At 65.0% G+C, this 15,559-nt stretch carries 14 protein-coding genes; 5 read left to right on the top strand and 9 right to left on the bottom strand.

The window, feature by feature from the left end:
• Positions 1-54: 54 nt before the first annotated feature.
• Positions 55-1,311 (bottom strand): D-arabinono-1,4-lactone oxidase, encoded by a 1,257-nt coding sequence (locus tag CXQ88_RS18580; RefSeq protein ID WP_104045606.1) that lies wholly within the window; start codon positions 1,309-1,311, stop codon positions 55-57.
• Between the two features lie 373 nt (positions 1,312-1,684).
• Here CXQ88_RS18580 and treS point away from each other — a divergent pair, with 373 nt between their 5' ends.
• Complete coding sequence (treS, locus tag CXQ88_RS18575; protein WP_104045625.1) at positions 1,685-3,883, top strand: maltose alpha-D-glucosyltransferase; 2,199 nt, start codon at positions 1,685-1,687, stop codon at positions 3,881-3,883.
• Positions 3,884-3,941: 58 nt separating this feature from the next.
• On the opposite strand, the gene CXQ88_RS18570 is transcribed toward treS, so the two are convergent.
• From CXQ88_RS18570 to CXQ88_RS18555, 4 genes are all read right to left on the bottom strand, one after another.
• Positions 3,942-5,222, bottom strand: a complete 1,281-nt coding sequence (locus tag CXQ88_RS18570) for a Y-family DNA polymerase (protein WP_181037603.1) — start codon at positions 5,220-5,222, stop codon at positions 3,942-3,944.
• A gap of 27 nt (positions 5,223-5,249) precedes the next feature.
• Positions 5,250-5,681 carry a LexA family protein gene (locus CXQ88_RS18565; protein ID WP_104045605.1) on the bottom strand — a complete coding sequence of 144 codons (432 nt, stop codon included), beginning with the start codon at positions 5,679-5,681 and terminating at the stop codon, positions 5,250-5,252.
• A 141-nt stretch (positions 5,682-5,822) separates the two neighbouring features.
• Positions 5,823-7,253 carry an alkaline phosphatase PhoX gene (locus tag CXQ88_RS18560; RefSeq protein WP_104045604.1) on the bottom strand — a complete coding sequence of 477 codons (1,431 nt, stop codon included), beginning with the start codon at positions 7,251-7,253 and terminating at the stop codon, positions 5,823-5,825.
• A 139-nt stretch (positions 7,254-7,392) separates the two neighbouring features.
• Positions 7,393-8,097 (bottom strand): alpha/beta fold hydrolase, encoded by a 705-nt coding sequence (locus CXQ88_RS18555; RefSeq protein ID WP_104045603.1) that lies wholly within the window; start codon positions 8,095-8,097, stop codon positions 7,393-7,395.
• A gap of 230 nt (positions 8,098-8,327) precedes the next feature.
• On the opposite strand from CXQ88_RS18555, the gene CXQ88_RS18550 reads away from it, so the two are divergent.
• From CXQ88_RS18550 to CXQ88_RS18540, 3 genes are all read left to right on the top strand, one after another.
• Positions 8,328-9,908, top strand: coding sequence for a sodium-dependent transporter (locus CXQ88_RS18550; protein ID WP_104045602.1), 1,581 nt, complete (start codon positions 8,328-8,330; stop codon positions 9,906-9,908).
• Positions 9,905-10,042, top strand: a complete 138-nt coding sequence (locus CXQ88_RS18545; protein ID WP_104045601.1) for a methionine/alanine import family NSS transporter small subunit — start codon at positions 9,905-9,907, stop codon at positions 10,040-10,042. The genes CXQ88_RS18550 and CXQ88_RS18545 overlap by 4 nt, the downstream gene beginning before the upstream one ends.
• Before the next feature lie 118 nt (positions 10,043-10,160).
• Positions 10,161-10,541, top strand: a complete 381-nt coding sequence (locus CXQ88_RS18540; protein WP_104045600.1) for a nuclear transport factor 2 family protein — start codon at positions 10,161-10,163, stop codon at positions 10,539-10,541.
• A gap of 12 nt (positions 10,542-10,553) precedes the next feature.
• Here CXQ88_RS18540 and rsgA read toward each other — a convergent pair whose 3' ends face one another.
• The gene (gene rsgA, locus CXQ88_RS18535; RefSeq protein WP_104045599.1) at positions 10,554-11,708 is read right to left on the bottom strand and encodes a ribosome small subunit-dependent GTPase A; all 1,155 of its coding nucleotides are present in this window, start codon (positions 11,706-11,708) and stop codon (positions 10,554-10,556) included.
• Positions 11,709-12,084: 376 nt separating this feature from the next.
• Positions 12,085-12,321, bottom strand: coding sequence for a zinc-ribbon domain-containing protein (locus CXQ88_RS18530; RefSeq protein ID WP_104045598.1), 237 nt, complete (start codon positions 12,319-12,321; stop codon positions 12,085-12,087).
• A 143-nt stretch (positions 12,322-12,464) separates the two neighbouring features.
• On the opposite strand from CXQ88_RS18530, the gene CXQ88_RS18525 reads away from it, so the two are divergent.
• A complete protein-coding gene (locus tag CXQ88_RS18525) occupies positions 12,465-13,616 on the top strand; it encodes a GGDEF domain-containing protein (protein ID WP_104045597.1) in 1,152 nt (383 codons plus the stop codon).
• On the opposite strand, the gene CXQ88_RS18520 is transcribed toward CXQ88_RS18525, so the two are convergent.
• Positions 13,572-14,714: a Gfo/Idh/MocA family protein gene (locus tag CXQ88_RS18520; RefSeq protein WP_104045596.1), complete on the bottom strand. Its 1,143-nt coding sequence runs from the start codon at positions 14,712-14,714 to the stop codon at positions 13,572-13,574. The two genes, CXQ88_RS18525 and CXQ88_RS18520, sit on opposite strands and share 45 nt — an antisense overlap.
• Positions 14,699-15,397: a ThuA domain-containing protein gene (locus CXQ88_RS18515; RefSeq protein WP_104045595.1), complete on the bottom strand. Its 699-nt coding sequence runs from the start codon at positions 15,395-15,397 to the stop codon at positions 14,699-14,701. Before CXQ88_RS18515 ends, CXQ88_RS18520 begins: the two co-directional genes overlap by 16 nt.
• Between the last annotated feature and the right edge of the window lie 162 nt (positions 15,398-15,559).

Below are 15,559 nucleotides of genomic sequence, written 5' to 3'. Positions count from 1 at the left end.
CGGACGCTGCGGTCTGCGGCCCGCCGCCCATGCGAACCTGGAAACTCAGCTCCGTCAGCGCGCGCTCGCCGCCGGGACGCCGAGGATGGTGTCCAGCAGCCCGTTGCGGAACTTGCCCTCGGGATCGTGCGCCGAGGCCAATGACCGGAAGCCGGCGAAGCGGGGATACAGCGACTCCCAGTCGTGGCCACCCGGGGAGAACAGCTTGCCCCAGTGCGGCCGGGCACCGAAGGGCCGGAGCAGGTCCTCCAGATCCGGAAGGAGGGCTTCCACTTCGGGCTGCAGCGGCTTCCAGGTGAAGTGCAGCGCAACACTTTGTTGCTGGTGGAAAGGGCTCAGCCAGAACTCGTCCGCGGCTCCCGTGCGGACTTCCGAGACAAACAGCAGCGGCGCCAGCTTGTCTGCAAGGCCGCGGACCGCTCGCAGTGCTGCCGGCGCGTGCTCCAGCGGCAGGATGAATTCACTCTGCAGTTCTTCGCCCTTGCTGGGGGTGAACTCGTGCCGGAAGTGCGGCAACCGGTCCAGCCACTGCCCCGGCTCATCAAGCTGGATGGTGCAGTTCTCGGCGGACATGCCGGGCAGGGGGTGCCTGGGGAGCAGTGCCGCCGTTGCACCGAACAGTTCGGTCCGCGGAGGCTCCGAGTCCAGCGCCTTGAGCCACACCTGGCTGATGGCGTCGCCGGCATAATCCGTAAAAAGACTCACGCTGTAGGCACTGGAGATGAGTTCCGGAAAGTTTGCCAGCGCCCGGTCCCACGGCAGGTTCTCCAGGACGCGCTGGCGCATCTGGAAGCTGGGCTGGACTGCCAGTTCGAGGCCGGTAATGATCCCCAGGGCACCCAGGCCCACCACGCTGGCCAGGAACTCGTCGCCGTCCGCCCGGGTGAGCGTGACGGATTCGCCCGATGGCCGGACCAGGTCTATGGACTGCACCGCGTCGGCCAGCGAGGGGTTGTTGACCCCGGAGCCGTGGGTTCCCGTCTGCACCGCACCTGCCACCGAGATGTGTGGCAGCGAGGCCAGGTTGTGAATCGCGTAACCAGACTGCTCAAGGGTTCGGCACAGGGCACCGTAGCTGACACCTCCACTGACCCTCACGGTGCTGTTTTCCGGATTCAGGGCAATGTGCTGGGGCAGGGCGTCGAGCAGCACATGTACGCCGTCGGTGTCCCCCACGCGGTTGAAGGAGTGGCGTGATCCCAGGGCCTTAACCCGGGCCGCCCGCTCCACCATCCGTGCCAGTTCCGCCACCGACTCCGGCCGTTCGACGGTGGCGGAGGAGTACTCGAGGTTTCCTGCCCAGTTCTTCAATGCATCAGCTTTCCGATGGGGGATGGGTGGCGGCTCAATCCACTGTCAGCGCTCACAATTCACATGTCAAGGCGGTTCCACGCGTGCAGACGTGCCTCAAGACAGAACTTCGAGGTTCCCCCGCATGGGGTGCATTTCTCCAGGCTTTCCCGGGTACGGGCATCCTGAGCCACTACTCACCGGAAATTCACCGCCCGGCGCCGTTCGGCCAGCGGTTGAATCATGGCAGAGTGGAATGCAGTCAAGTTGAGGGAGGAACTCAGTGTCTGAACTGGGAAAAGCTACTGCCAGCGTCTCTGAGGGGGATGCAGCAGAGCTAGCGGAGGAAACCGGCGGTGTGACTGAAGCGGAGGCAGCGGAAGCTGCAGAGCTCATGGAGGCCCCGGAAGCGCCGGAAATTACCTTCGACGAGCAGTTCTATCCGGCACGGCCCAAAGCGCTGCGCCCCGTGGCGCGCCGCAGGCAGTACTTCGCCAACGCGCCGTCACTGGAACTGGACGGGCTCAACAAAACCTACGTGGAGTGGCTGCGGAACCAGGCCATGCTCGGCGACGCGAATGTCCTTGCGCGTCAGCTGTCAGGGCAGGCGAGCATGTGGCAGCACTCCTACGCGCACCCCAACCCGCGGGCCGCCGTCGAACGCGCCTCGGTATGGTTTACTGCCTACCCGCTGTCCTTTATGACGACGCCGGGACAATCCTTCCTGGGGGCGCTCGGCGACCCGGAGCTCTGGAAGACGTTCCGCGAAATCGGCATCCGTGCAATCCACACGGGCCCGGTGAAAAGGGCCGGTGGGTTGCAGGGGTGGGCCGAAACGCCCAGCGTGGACGGCCACTTCGACCGCATTAGCATGGCCATCGACCCGCTGTTCGGCTCGGAAGACGAGTTCCGCCGGATGTGCGAGGTCGCGGGCGAACACGACGGCACCATCATCGATGACATCGTCCCCGGGCACACCGGCAAGGGCGCGGACTTCCGCCTCGCCGAGATGAATTACCGGGATTACCCCGGCATTTACCACATGATCGACATCCCGGAATCAGACTGGCACCTGCTGCCGGATGTTCCGCCGGGCGAGGACTCGGTCAACATCAGCCCCGACGCCGAGCAGGCCCTGCAAAAGGCCGGGTACATCATCGGCAAGCTGCAGCGGGTTATCTTCTACGAACCCGGCGTGAAGGAAACCAACTGGAGCGCCACTCGCGCCATCGTGGACACCACCGGCCAGAAGCGCCGCTGGGTATACCTGCACTACTTCAAGGCAGGGCAGCCCTCCATCAACTGGCTGGACCCAACCTTCTCGGGCATGCGCCTGGTGGTGGGTGACGCCCTGCATTCGCTGCTGGACCTGGGCACCGGTGCCCTGCGGCTGGATGCGAACGGCTTCCTTGGCGTGGAAAAGAGCGCCGAGGAACAGCCCGGCTGGTCCGAAGGGCATCCGCTCTCCGAGGCAGCCAACCAGCTCATTGGCAGCATGGTGCGCAAGGTGGGTGGGTTCTCGTTCCAGGAACTCAACCTCACCATCGATGACATCAAGGCAACCTCGGAAACCGGCCCGGACCTGTCCTACGACTTCATCACCCGGCCCGGCTACCACTACGCACTGGTCACCCAGGACACGGAATTCCTGCGGCTCACCCTGAAGCTGGCGATGGAGATCGGCGTGGACCAGGCGTCCTTGGTGCACGCGCTGCAGAATCACGATGAACTGACCTACGAGCTGGTGCACTTCGCCACCCGGCACAAGGACGATGTTTACCAGCTGGGTGGTGCCGAGCTGACCGGCACGGAGCTGACTGAACACGTCCAGGACACGCTTCGGACCGCGCTCACAGGCGAAAACGGACCGTACAACGCCGTGTTCACCACCAACGGCATTGCCTGCACAACAGTCAGCGTCATCACTGCGGCGCTGGGCATCAAGGATATCTCCGCGCTGACCGACGAGCAGATCGAAACGGTGCGGGAAGCCCACCTGCTGCTGGCCATGTACAACGCGCTGCAGCCCGGAGTTTTCGCGCTCTCCGGCTGGGACATGATGGGCATGACAACCCTGGACCGGGCCCAGGTCAGGGAGCTCACCTCCCAGGGCGATACCCGGTGGATCAACCGGGGCGCCCACGACCTGATGGGCACCAACGCCGAAGCCACCGTCTCGGCTTCCGGGATGCCGCGGGCACGCAGCCTCTACGGTCCCCTGCCGGAGCAGCTCAAGGACGACCGGTCCTTCGCGCGGCGGCTCCAGCGAATCCTCAAGGTGCGTGAGGAGTGGGGGATTGCCACCAGCCTGCTCCTGGATGTTCCGGACGTTTCCCACCGGGGGCTGCTGGTGATGGTGCACCGGCTCGCGTCCGGGCAGATTCAGGTAACCGTCCTGAACTTTTCCGGCGAAACCATCATGGGCAGCGTCCACTCCACCCACCTCCAGGCCGGTGCCCAGGTTCAGGACCTCTTCACTGAGCAGACCGTGGGGCAGGTGGATGACCTGCACAGCTTCTTCATCGAGCTCGGGGCGTACCAGGGCACGGCGCTGCTGATCGAGGAGTCAGCCAGCGCGGAGGGCGACGCGTAAGGGAAACCGGGGCAGCGTAACCCCGGGGTTCGCTCCGGGGTTACGCTGCCCCCGGGAGCTACGCTGCTTTGACGAGCGGTAGCTCGTCCCAGTGGGTGGTGTACCTGGGGGAGCGCATGTCCCGTTTCATGGTCCAGTCCGGTCCGCCGCGGATCCCGGCGTGGCCCAGGCCAATGGAGCCGCGGCCATAGCGGCGGGTGATGTCCTCCAGCAGCGGCCCGATGTGCCGCTCCTCATGCGGGTTCTCGAAGGGCTCCAGCGGCTTCTGGTTGCCGCTGGGCCGCAGGTCCGTGACCATGATGCCGGCGCGCGCATATCTGGTGCCGTCGACGATGGCGGGCAGCAGCGCGTGGGCGGCTTTGGTAAGGATGACGGGGTCCGCCGTCGGCATGGGAAGCCGGATGCAGACGGAGGGAAAAGACGTTTCCTGCGCGTTGAAATGGGATGTCCCGGCGAACGCCGTGAGGAGCTTGGCCTGCAGGTTGTGCTTGGCGAGCCGGCCGCTGGCCATCTGGGCATAGACGCTCAGGACCTGCCGCACGTCGCGGGCCGTGGTGATGGGAGTGGAGAAGGAGCGCGAAAAGATTAGCTGGTCGCGGCCCACCCGGGTTTCCTCCATGGGAATGCACGGTGTCCCTTGCAGCTCGAGCACGGTGCGCATCATCACCACCGAGAAGCGCTCGCGGATCCGGACCGGGTCCGCGCGTTTGAGGTCAAGGATGGAGCGGATGCCCATGGCATTGAGGCGTTTGGTGATCCGCGCCGCCACACCCCAGATCTCCACCACGGAGAGCCTGGCCATCAGCGCTTCCTGCTGGTCGGGCGGCACTGAATCCCAGCGGCAGACGCCGCCAAACGCGGGATTGTGCTTGGCCCACTTGTTGGCCAGCTTGGCCAGGGTCTTAGTGCGGGCGATGCCCACGCAGACGGGAACGCCTACGTTCCGGGCTACGGCTGCCTTGATGGTACGGCCGAGCTGCAGCAGGTGCTCCGGTGTGCCTTTGACCCCCAGGAAGGCTTCGTCAATGCTGTAGACCTCCAGCCAGGCGGAGTAGCGGCCCAGCAGTTCCATCACGCGGGCGCTGATGTCTCCATACAGTTCATAGTTGCTCGACTTCGCGACCAGGCCCCATTCCTTGGCCCGCGGGGCGAGCTTGAACCAGGGCTCGCCGACTCCGATGCCGAGGGCCTTCGCCTCCGGGGAGCGGGTGACGGCGCAGCCGTCGTTGTTGGACAGGACGATCAGCGGCTTTCCCTCGAGGGAGGGGTCAAAGGCGCGTTCGGCGCTGGCATAGAAGCAGTTCACATCGACGTGCGCGATCTCAGGCAGCTGCCGCATGACCGCCGGCCGGGTCACGGGTGTCCCTCACACATGGTGCAGGCACCTGGTGGCAACACCCCAGATGGTCAGCTCACTGAGCGCGGAAACCTTGATGTCCGGATACTTGGGGTTTTCGGCCTGCAGCACCACGCCGGTGGCGGTGAGGCGGAGCCGCTTCACTGTTAGCTCGCCGTCCAGAACGGCGATCACCACGCAGCCGTCCTTGGGTTCAAGTGCCCGGTTCACAATCAGTTCGTCGCCGTCGCTGATGCCGGCGCGCTCCATGGAGTCACCGGTAACCCGGACGACAAAGGTGCTGGTGATGTCCTTGATCAGGTGTTCGTTCAGGTCTATCCGCCCGTCAAAGTAGTCCTGGGCGGGTGAGGGATAACCGGCAGCCACCGGCACCGGGGACACCCACGCCAACTGCAAAGAGAGACCCGCATCTATCACACGGGGACCGACAATAACGCCCACAACACACCTTTATTCGAATATATGTTCGATACCTCGAGTGTACAGCGGTGGGGCGACAATCACGACGGCGGGAGCTACTGATGGCGGAGGCGGAGCTCCGGGCTTGCAGCCCCCAGCAGGGCTGCAAGCCTGCGCGGTGTCCTAGCGGGCGGCGTTGGTGGAGGCGTTGGACGGGCGGGTCCAGGGCCCGGTGATGGCGAGGGTGAAGCCGGGCGACTGGATGTTGGCGAAGAGCCACTTGCCGTCCTTGCTGAACGCCGGGCCGCAGAATTCCGAGTCGTTGTACTCGTTCCGGGCCAACGGGTAGGACATGCCCTGGTCAGTGACGCCGACAAGGTGCGAGACGCCGTCGCCGTCTTCTGCCAGAATCAGCCCGCCTTGGGGTGCCACCGTGATGTTGTCAGGGCCGTCGTAGGCGCCGTTCTGGTCCGGGTCCGGGTTGACGCCGAAGATGGTGCTCAGCGTTATGGACTCGGTGGCGGGGTCGTAGTGCCAAACCTGGCCGTCGTGTTCGTTGGCGGAGCCGTCCGAAATGCGCGCGAAGCTGGACACGAAGTACGCGCCGCCGTCACCCCACCACTGGCCCTCAAGCTTGCGGGCGCGGGTGATGTCATCGTTGCTGAACTGCTTGCGTACGGAGGTGGTGCGGGCGTCCCGGTCCGGCACGTCCACCCATTCCACCTTGTATTTGGTGCCCACCGTTGTGGCTTCCGAGAGGTCCTTGATGTGGGTGGATCCACGGAAGGCCTTCATGGCCTGCAGCCTGCCTGCGGTGTCGCCGCCGGCGGACTGGGCGAGGGCGAGGAGGCTGCCCTTGCCGGGCTTGAAGCCTGCGGGCGGGGTCCAGCGCAGGTAAAGGCCGTTGGGGTTTCCGGCGTCCTCGGTGAGATAGATCTGCGTGGTGGCGGGATCAACGGCGACTGCCTCGTGGGAGTAGCGGCCCAGGAACTTGAGCGGGAGGTTGGAGAAGCCAACGTTCGCTTCGAAGCCTGCGGGGTCCACCTCAAAGACGTAGCCGTGGTCCTTGGTGTTGGTGCCGGTTCCTGCCCGCGCTTCCGTCTCCTCGCAGGTCAGCCAGGTGCCCCAGGGTGAGATGCCGCCGGCGCAGTTGTTGTTGGTACCGGCAACGGAGGTGTACTGCCGTACGCGGTTGCCGTCGGCGTCCACGATGATGGTGGATGTGCCGCCCTTTGCGCCGGGGTCATACGTGATGCCCTCGACGGCGGGGACGGGGAAGGGTTCGTTCCCGCTGTTTTCGTGGTTGCAGATCAGGACCGAGCCGCCGTTGGGGCCGTCAAAGACGCCGATGCCGTCAGGGTCGGAGGGGTGGGCGCCATCATCGGTTTTCGTCTGTCCGGAGCGTGCCAGAAGCTTGTAGGAGAAGCCTTCCGGCAGGGCGAGGATGCCCTTGGGGTCCGAAACCAGCGTTCCGTAGCCGAAAGCATTGCGGGTTGCGGCGTTGGCGGGCCGGGCAAAGGGGGCGAGGCTGCCGGCACCGGCGAAGGCGAAGCCCAGGGCAGCGGCGCTTGCGCCGGCTCCGAGGAAGTTGCGGCGGGAAACGGGATTCGACATTCAAGTTCTCCTGGGGAGGCAATGGGCGTGTTGGGAACACGCTGAGCTTGCCTGCTGCTTGTGAACACAAGGCAACACCAGAATGGCCGGCAGACCATAGCATCCGGACCTGATGCCGTGCCCGGCCCTGATCAGGGCGCTACCGCCTCCGCTCCACCGCCGAAAGGATGGCCTGACCCAGTTCCGTCGGCTTGGTGAACTGGGGCCAGTGTCCGGTGGGGAGATCCACGTACTCTACGTCCCGCATCCGGGCGAGTTCGGCAACGAAGGGGTGGCCGGCGTCGATCCATTCCTTCAGCATGGCGGATGGAAACTCGCAGGCGATGATGGTGGCCGGGACGTCGTAGCGGCGCTCGTCGCTCAGGTGCTGCTGGCCGGATGCCACGCCTTTGGGCTGGGGGATGGCCCGTGCCCGGAAGGCTTCGCGCAGCATTTCATCCAGATCCACGAGGTCGGCGTCCTCGAAGCCCTCCCACGGCGGAAGCGGCACGTCGTCGCCGTCGGCCGGCAGTTCATCGTTGATGACGCCCCCTTCGCCAAGGGGGCCGCTGTCCACGTAGATGGCGCGTTCCACGCGGTTCGGACGGGCATCCAGGGCGCCGTGGATGATGGCCCCGCCGCCGGAGTGCCCCACGAGGACAACCTTGCCCTCCAGGGCATCTAGGGTGGCCACCACCGCGTTGATATGGTCGTGCAAACCTATCCCGGCGCGGCTCGCATCGACGGATTCCATGCCGGGAAGCGTGAGCGGATGCGTCCGGTGGCCCGCGGCGTCCAGGGCAGGCGTCACCTCCTCCCAGGATGAGGCGTCCAACCAGAAACCGGGTACGAGGATGATGTCCATGACGGAACCCTACTACCCGGGCAGGACGCAAGTCCCGCAGCCGCCCCTTCCGGGGCGGGACTTGCACGGGGACTTCCCGGAGGGGAGGCATCCGCAGTAAAGTCCCCGAATAGCCACTGCACCGGACATTCACCTCTACGTGAGAGAGAGCTTCACATGAACCGGCCAGAATACCGCCGCAGCGCGCGCGGCGTCGTTAAAGCCCCGGCAAACGTCGAGGGCGGGGCGGCATGAGCAACGCCGCCGCCGCCGGCTCGCCCGGAGCCGCACCAGCGAAGCGCGAAACCTTCTCCTCGCGCAAGCTCTTCATCCTCTCCGCCATCGGCTCCGCGGTGGGACTTGGTAACATCTGGCGATTTCCCTACATCGCCTATGACAACGGCGGCGGGGCCTTCCTTATCCCCTACCTCGTGGCATTGCTGACGGCGGGCATCCCGCTGCTGTTCCTCGACTACGCCGTGGGCCATAAGTTCCGTGGCTCCGCTCCGCTGGCCTACCGCAGGCTCCACCGCGTTGCCGAGCCGCTTGGGTGGTGGCAGGTTCTGATCTGCTTTGTTATCGCGACCTATTACGCGGTGATCATCGCGTGGTCCCTGATGTACACCATTTTTTCCTTCACGGAAGCATGGGGCGACGACGCCGAGGGCTACTTTTTCGGGAGCTTTCTCAAGGTAGCCGAGGCACCGGGCATCGGTTTCAACTATGTGCCGTCGGTTTTCTTCCCGCTGCTGCTGATCTGGATCGCAGTCATCATCATCATGGTGGCCGGAATCCGTAAGGGCATCTCGCGCGCAAACTCGATCCTGCTCCCGCTGCTGGTGGTGATGTTTGTCCTTCTGGTGGTCCAATCGTTGTTCCTCCCGGGTGCCGCAGAAGGGTTGAACGCGTTCTTCACCCCCGATTGGTCCGCCCTGGCCGATCCGTCCGTCTGGGCTGCGGCCTACGGCCACATCTTCTTCTCACTTTCCGTGGGCTACGGCATCATGGTCACCTACTCCTCCTACCTGAAGCGCAGGACAGACCTCACCGGTTCCGGCATGGTGGTTGCCTTCGCGAATTCGGGCTTCGAGATCCTGGCTGGCATCGGCGTGTTCGCCGCCCTGGGGTTTATGGCACAGGCCGCCGGCGCAGGGGTCAACGACGTGGTGACCCAGGGCATCGGCCTCGCATTCGTTGCGTTCCCCACCATCGTTTCGCAGGCGCCGTTCGGAGCCCTCATGGGGGTGCTGTTCTTTGGATCCCTGGTGTTCGCCGGAGTCACATCGCTGATCTCAGTGCTGGAGGTTATCGTCGCCGCTGTGCAGGACAAGCTCGGCTGGGGGCGCATCAAGGCTTCCCTGGTGGTCAGCGTGCTGGTTGGGGCAGTGTCGCTGGCACTGTTCCCCACAGCAACGGGCCTGTACCTCCTGGACACCTCTGATGCGTTCGTCAACAGCTTCGGCATCACGCTCGGCGCGCTGGTGACCGTGGTGGTGCTGGCCTGGTTCCTGCGCAAGCTGCCGCTCTTGTCAGCCCACCTTAACGGCATATCAACCATCAAGATGCGCCGGACATGGATGGTACTGGTGGCTGGCGTGGTGCCGCTTGCGTTGATCTACATGGTGTCCAACGAATTCATCAGCAAGATCTCCACCACCTATGAGGGCTATCCCGAGTGGTTTGTGGGCTTGTTCGGCTGGGGCATGGCCGGTGGGCTGGTGGTCCTGGCCCTGGTCTTGACCTTCATTCCCTGGAGCCGCACATCCAAAGCTCACCTTGACCCGGAGTACCAATCCATAATGGACGAGGAAGAGGCGGAGACGGCACGATGACTCCGATAGCGATCACTATGATGATCATCGCCATCCTCACGGTCTGGGGCGGCTTGGCGCTGGCGTTGCTCAACCTGCAGCGGCACCCGGAGGACGAGGGCGCGCTACCCGAAGAGCACGCCCCGGAACTATAACCGCCGGGTTTCCGGGCGACCGGGAGTTTGGGACAAAACATTGGTGCAGGCCCGCATTCAGGAGGACAATTCAAAGCGCTGAACAAACGCAGTGACCTCCAGGGATCGGGTCAGGAGCATGGCTGAAGCAAGCGCCAATGAAAACGTGGTCAACCGGCTGATCGCATGCATCAATGACCGCCGGATCGAGGTCATGGACGAGTTGTTCCATGACGACGCGGTGATGCACTGGCCGCAGTCCGGGGAGGTCGTGCGCGGGGCCGCCAACCGCAGGGGAATTTACAACGCCTTCCCGCAACTGCCCACCATCACTCCCCGCCGGTTGCTGAGTGCCGGGAACCTGGTGGTCGCCGAGGCCAAGCTGGATTACGGCGGACCACAGTACGAAACGGTGTTCATCTTCGAATTCCGGGACGGCAGGATCGCCCAGGAAACGGCTTACTGGAGCGAGGCCTTCCCGGCTCCGGAATGGCGCGCCAAGTGGGTTGAAAAAGCCTAGGTCCTTCTCCCGTCAGCGCCGCTTGCGGCCCGCCCGGTCCTTCCGCTCAGCTGTCTCACGCTCGGCCCACCGCTGGGACTTCCCCGCCGTCACCACCTTCTGGTGCCACTCCCTTTGGTAGGCGCGCTGCGCCGCGGCGTCGCTTCGGCGGGCCAGGGCGGCCAGTTCGCGCTGCAGCTTCAGGTAGTTGTGCCAGCGGCGTTCCTCCAGCCCGCCGTCGGCAATGGCCTCCTGCACGGCGCAGCCGGGCTCGCTCTGGTGGGCACAGTCCGCAAACCTGCACTGACCGGCCAGCGCCTCAACGTCACCGAACATCTCGGCGATGCCGTCCTCTGCGTCGAACAATCCGAAGCCCCGCACGCCGGGCGTGTCCATCAGGACCGTCCCGTTCGGCAGGGGCACGAGTTCCCGCGATGTGGTGGTGTGCTTCCCCTTGAAGTCGCCGGTCCGAACCTCCCCGGTGTGCTGGACTTCGCGGCCCACCATGGCGTTGATCAGCGTGGACTTCCCGGCGCCGGACGGGCCAAGGAGGACAATGGTGCCGCCCGCCGGAATGTGTGCCAGCATCTCGTCGATGCCGTCGCCGTTCTCCGCCGATGTGGTCACCACGTCCACGCCTGCCGCCTGCAGTATGACTTTGCCGACGACGTCGTCCGCCACCTCTGCGAGGTCCGCCTTGGTGATGATCACCAGGGGAGTGGCGCCGGAGTCCCACGCCGCGACGAGCGTGCGTTCCAGGCGGTTGTGCGTGAGCGGCCGGTCCACAGGCACCACCACGCCCACCATGTCCATGTTCGCGGCCAGGACCTGCGCGGCGGAGGAGTCCTCGAATGCGCGTTTGCGGCGGAGTTCCGAGCGGCGCGGGAGGACGCCCAGGATCTGGCGGTCACCGGCCCGGTTGGGGCCGATCCAGACCCAGTCGCCGGTGACTGCCGTTTTCCCTGTCAGCGGGTAGGGCAGGTGCAGCAGGTCTGGACCGGCCACCACCAGTAAAAGGTTGCGGTCCACCCGGACCACCCTGCCCGGTTCGGTTGCGTCAGGGAGGGGATGGTTTTGAAAGTGGCGGGCGACGGCGGGGGTGTAGCCGTAGAGGAGCGGGCCGCTGCTTGATGCGTTGGTGCTTGAGATGTTGGTGCTGTCCAGGGCGCTGCCTGAAGTTGTGTTCACTGTGATACCTCGGGGGAATGCCCTTGCGCACCGGCCGTTTTCGGCCTTGTGTTCGGCGCTCCGCGGAGAGGTCAGGCGGGGCCGGTGCGGTACAGGGGAAGGGTCTGGATGATGGTTGCGGAGCGCTGTGGGCGCACGGCTGTAACAGTCATCAGAAACACCTCCCTTCCTGCACAGGGACCGGTATCAGGTCCCTCCGTTTCGGAGCCCTATGGCTTCCGGCTGGCCGGCACCGCCGTTTAGGGGTGCCAATCCGGTCCTACTGTAGCTGCGGGCGGCAGTTTGCACCAGAGTCTGTACGAACTCAGTAGGACAAACGGGAACCACGGCCGACGTTCACCACGGCGCACCACCCCGAGGCAGGTGCAGGCCCCTCCTAGCGCTGCAGTTCCAGCGCCCGCTTCTCACGCGCGGAAATTTTCGAAACGTAGCCGCAGTTCGTACACGTGATCTGGTAGGACCGCGATGTTGTGAACACCGGGATGAAGAAGAGCGTGAACTTGGTGGCCCGCTCCTCAAGGTGGTGGTGGACAAACGAGCGGCAGTACTGGCAGGTGGCCGCCTTGCCGGGGAGGGCCTTAAGCACTGTCTTGAAACCAAAAAGAAGGAGCATGGGTTTTGCCTTTCGGGGTGGTCCTGCGGGCTGTCTCGCAACCTTAGGCCCTGCACCGGCCGAAGCGGATGTCCTGACAGGCTCCCGCCCCGGTGCAATACTTGGGGTCGGCATGACTTCGGCATCGAGGGGACTACGGTTACATGGTTCTGGATACCGCGACCCTGAGAATCGCGTTTGGCCTGATGGCCCTGGTTCTTGTCCTCCTTTTCTACTTTTCCGCCTACCGGACCACGCGCTCGCCGTACAGCGGCTGGTGGTGCCTGGCGTTGGTATTCTTCCTCTCCGGGTCCGCGTGTTTCCTGCTGGACCGTACCCCGCATCAGGTATGGGCAAACCCGCTTGGCAACGTGCTGCTCGTCCACGGCGGCATCGCGGTGTGGGCAGGTGCGCGTTCGCTGCGGACGGTCCCGCCCCCAAAGTGGGCCTTCACCGGCATTCCGCTGGCCACCCTGGTTGCCTCGGTCCTCGACAACCCGGCAACCAATACCTGGTCCGGGGGGCCGGTGTTCCTGGGATCCATGAGCCTGACCATCGGCCTGGCATCCCGCGAGCTGTGGCGCCTGGAACCAGGATATTCACGCGTGCGGATCCCGATGGCCATGGCCGCCGGCGGTCTAGCGGTCTTCTACCTGCTGCGCTGGGCTGCCTTCCTGGTGGAGGGCCAGAGCGGCCCCACCTTCGTCACCATCTTCGGCTCCGCCGTTACGACGTTGGTGACAATGGTGCTGCTGGTGGTGGTTTCGTTCAGCATGGCCGCCCTCAGCAGCGAACAGCAGACAAGGGCCCTGCGGGTTGTGGCTTCCCGCGACGACCTCACAGGGCTCCTCAACCGGAAGGCCTTCCTGGACCTGGCGGCCGAGCAGCTGGCAGACCGGGCCATCACCCGCGGCTCCGGCACGCTCATCCTTGCCGACCTGGACCACTTCAAGTCCGTCAACGACACCTACGGCCACGCCGCCGGTGACCTCGCCCTGCAGTCCTTCGCTGAGGCCTGCACCGACACGGTCCGGTCCACCGACCTGGTGGGACGGTACGGCGGGGAGGAGTTTGTCCTCCTGCTGCCCGGCACCAGTGCGGAGCGGGCGGAAATGATCGCCGAGGAAATCAGCAAGCGCCTGGCGGCGGCACCCACCGCGGAGGAGATGGAGATGCCGACGGTCAGTTACGGAATTTCCACGTACGACGCCGGCACAACCGACGTGGACGAGCTCATCGCCGCCGCTGACGGCGCTTTGTACGCGGCAAAGTCACTGGGCCGGAACCGCGTTGCCCGCAGCGACCGAATGCTCTAGCACGGTCAGCGGAACCGGCGCAGGCCTGGACGCTGTGCTCCGCACTGGAACACAAACGCCTGCGCGGGCCGATTCCAGCAGTGATTCCATAACATCCAGAACGTGGAAGGCCAGCTCGCCACCGGCGCGCGGCTCGCTTCCGGCCGGCGTACCTGCCAGGTCGGCGATGCCGACGCCGCGTCCCGCGTCGACGTAGCCGGCCGACATGGGAAGCACTTCCCATCCGGCAGCGCCAAGGGCGTAAAGCTCGACATCGCCGTCGAACCTGTTGGGATCCGGCACCACCAGTGAGCCGAGCTCGCCGTGAACCTCCAGGTTGGGGCTCTTGGTGCGGACGGCGTCGAAGCTCATCACCAGGGTGGAAATGGCACCCTCCGTGTGCGTCAGCGTCCCGGTCACGTGCGAATCCACGTCCACGGGGATCATCTCACCTGCCCGCGGTCCGGAGCCGATGGTGCGCCCGGTCCGGGTATGGCTGGCGGCGCCCGTCACGGAAACCACCGGCCCCAGCAGGGTCACCAGAGCGCTGATGTAATACGGGCCCATGTCCAGCAAGGGACCGCCGCCGGGTTGGTAGTAGAAGTCGGGGTTGGGGTGCCAGAGTTCGTGGCCGGGAGTGGCCATGACGGCGGTGGCTGACACCGGTTTGCCAATCAGTCCGTCATCGATCGCCTTGCGCGCTGTTTGGATTCCGGTGCCCAGGACAGTGTCCGGGGCGCAGCCCACCACAACGCCCGCTTTCCGCGCAGCGTCCAGCACCTGGTGCGCCTGCTGCCTGGTGGCCGCCAGCGGCTTCTCGCCGTACACATTCTTGCCCGCTGCTATGGCTGCGAGGGCAACCTCGGCGTGGGCTGCGGGAATGGTCAGGTTCAGGACAAGGTTGACGGCGGGGTCCCCCAAGAGTTCGTCCACGCTTAGGTGCCGCACGCCGTCGTGAGCCGCGGCTACTGCCTGCGCGCGGGCCGGGTCGAGGTCCGCTACCGCAATAAGCCGGATGGTGCTGAGCCGCTCGAAGCTGGCCAGGTACTGGCCGCTGATGGCACCACACCCTATGACTCCTACGTTCAAAGTACTGGTTCCGTCTAGCGGCTGGCCCACAACAGACCCCTTTCGATGATGGTGCGGACATTGCTGTCCCGCAGGATTTCCAGGCTGTGTCCGGGGGTGCAGACGAAGATTCTGCCCCCGCCCCACTGCCGGGTCCAGATGGCGGGCGAGGCGACTTCCCGGTGCCAGGGATCCCACGGCCGGGCCTTCTGCGTGGTGGCGGCGAGGACGTCGACGTAGCTGTCGGTCAGCACCCAGTACTGCTCGGTGACGAGGTGGAAGTCCTCCAGGCCGGTGGTGATGGGGTGGTCGGCCGCGGCGGGGAGCAGGTTGACGGTGTACGGGACGTAGTTGTCCGCCGGACCGCCCGCCCGCTCGTCCGGATGTTTGCCGGGGTGGCAGGCGAACTGGCCGCCAATCAGGTGCAGGTAATCGGAAGTATTCCTGTACGAGTCCGCAATCCCGCCGTGCCAGCCCGCCAGCCCGGTGCCGTTCTCAACGGCGGTGCGGAGGCCTTGGAACTCATCCTTTTCGATGGTGGACATCGTCACGCACTGGACGATGAGGTCCACCGTGGTCATATATTCCGCATCTGCATATATCTTTGGTGACCCCTCAACCCGGACGCCGTAGCCGTTGTCCTTCAGGAAGGGGATAAAAAGCTCTGTGGCTTCGATGGGCTGGTGGCCCTCCCAGCCGCCCCGGACCACGAGGGCAGTCTTCGCGCCGGTCATGCGGCATTCTTTAGGCGTGCACCTGCGGTGGGGTTGGGCATAAGGTTCCTCTGCTTCGTTGCTCGAAATATTTCGAAAAGGTGTAGCGGCTGTCTAGAATGTAATTGCCGAACTTCGGCGCCGTCAAGGATTTCATCAGCGACCGCGCTTACCGGGTAGCCT

This window comes from Arthrobacter sp. ZGTC412 (genome assembly GCF_002929215.1).
Lineage (GTDB): Bacteria > Actinomycetota > Actinomycetes > Actinomycetales > Micrococcaceae > Arthrobacter.
This window is presented reverse-complemented; position numbering and strand designations above follow the sequence as displayed.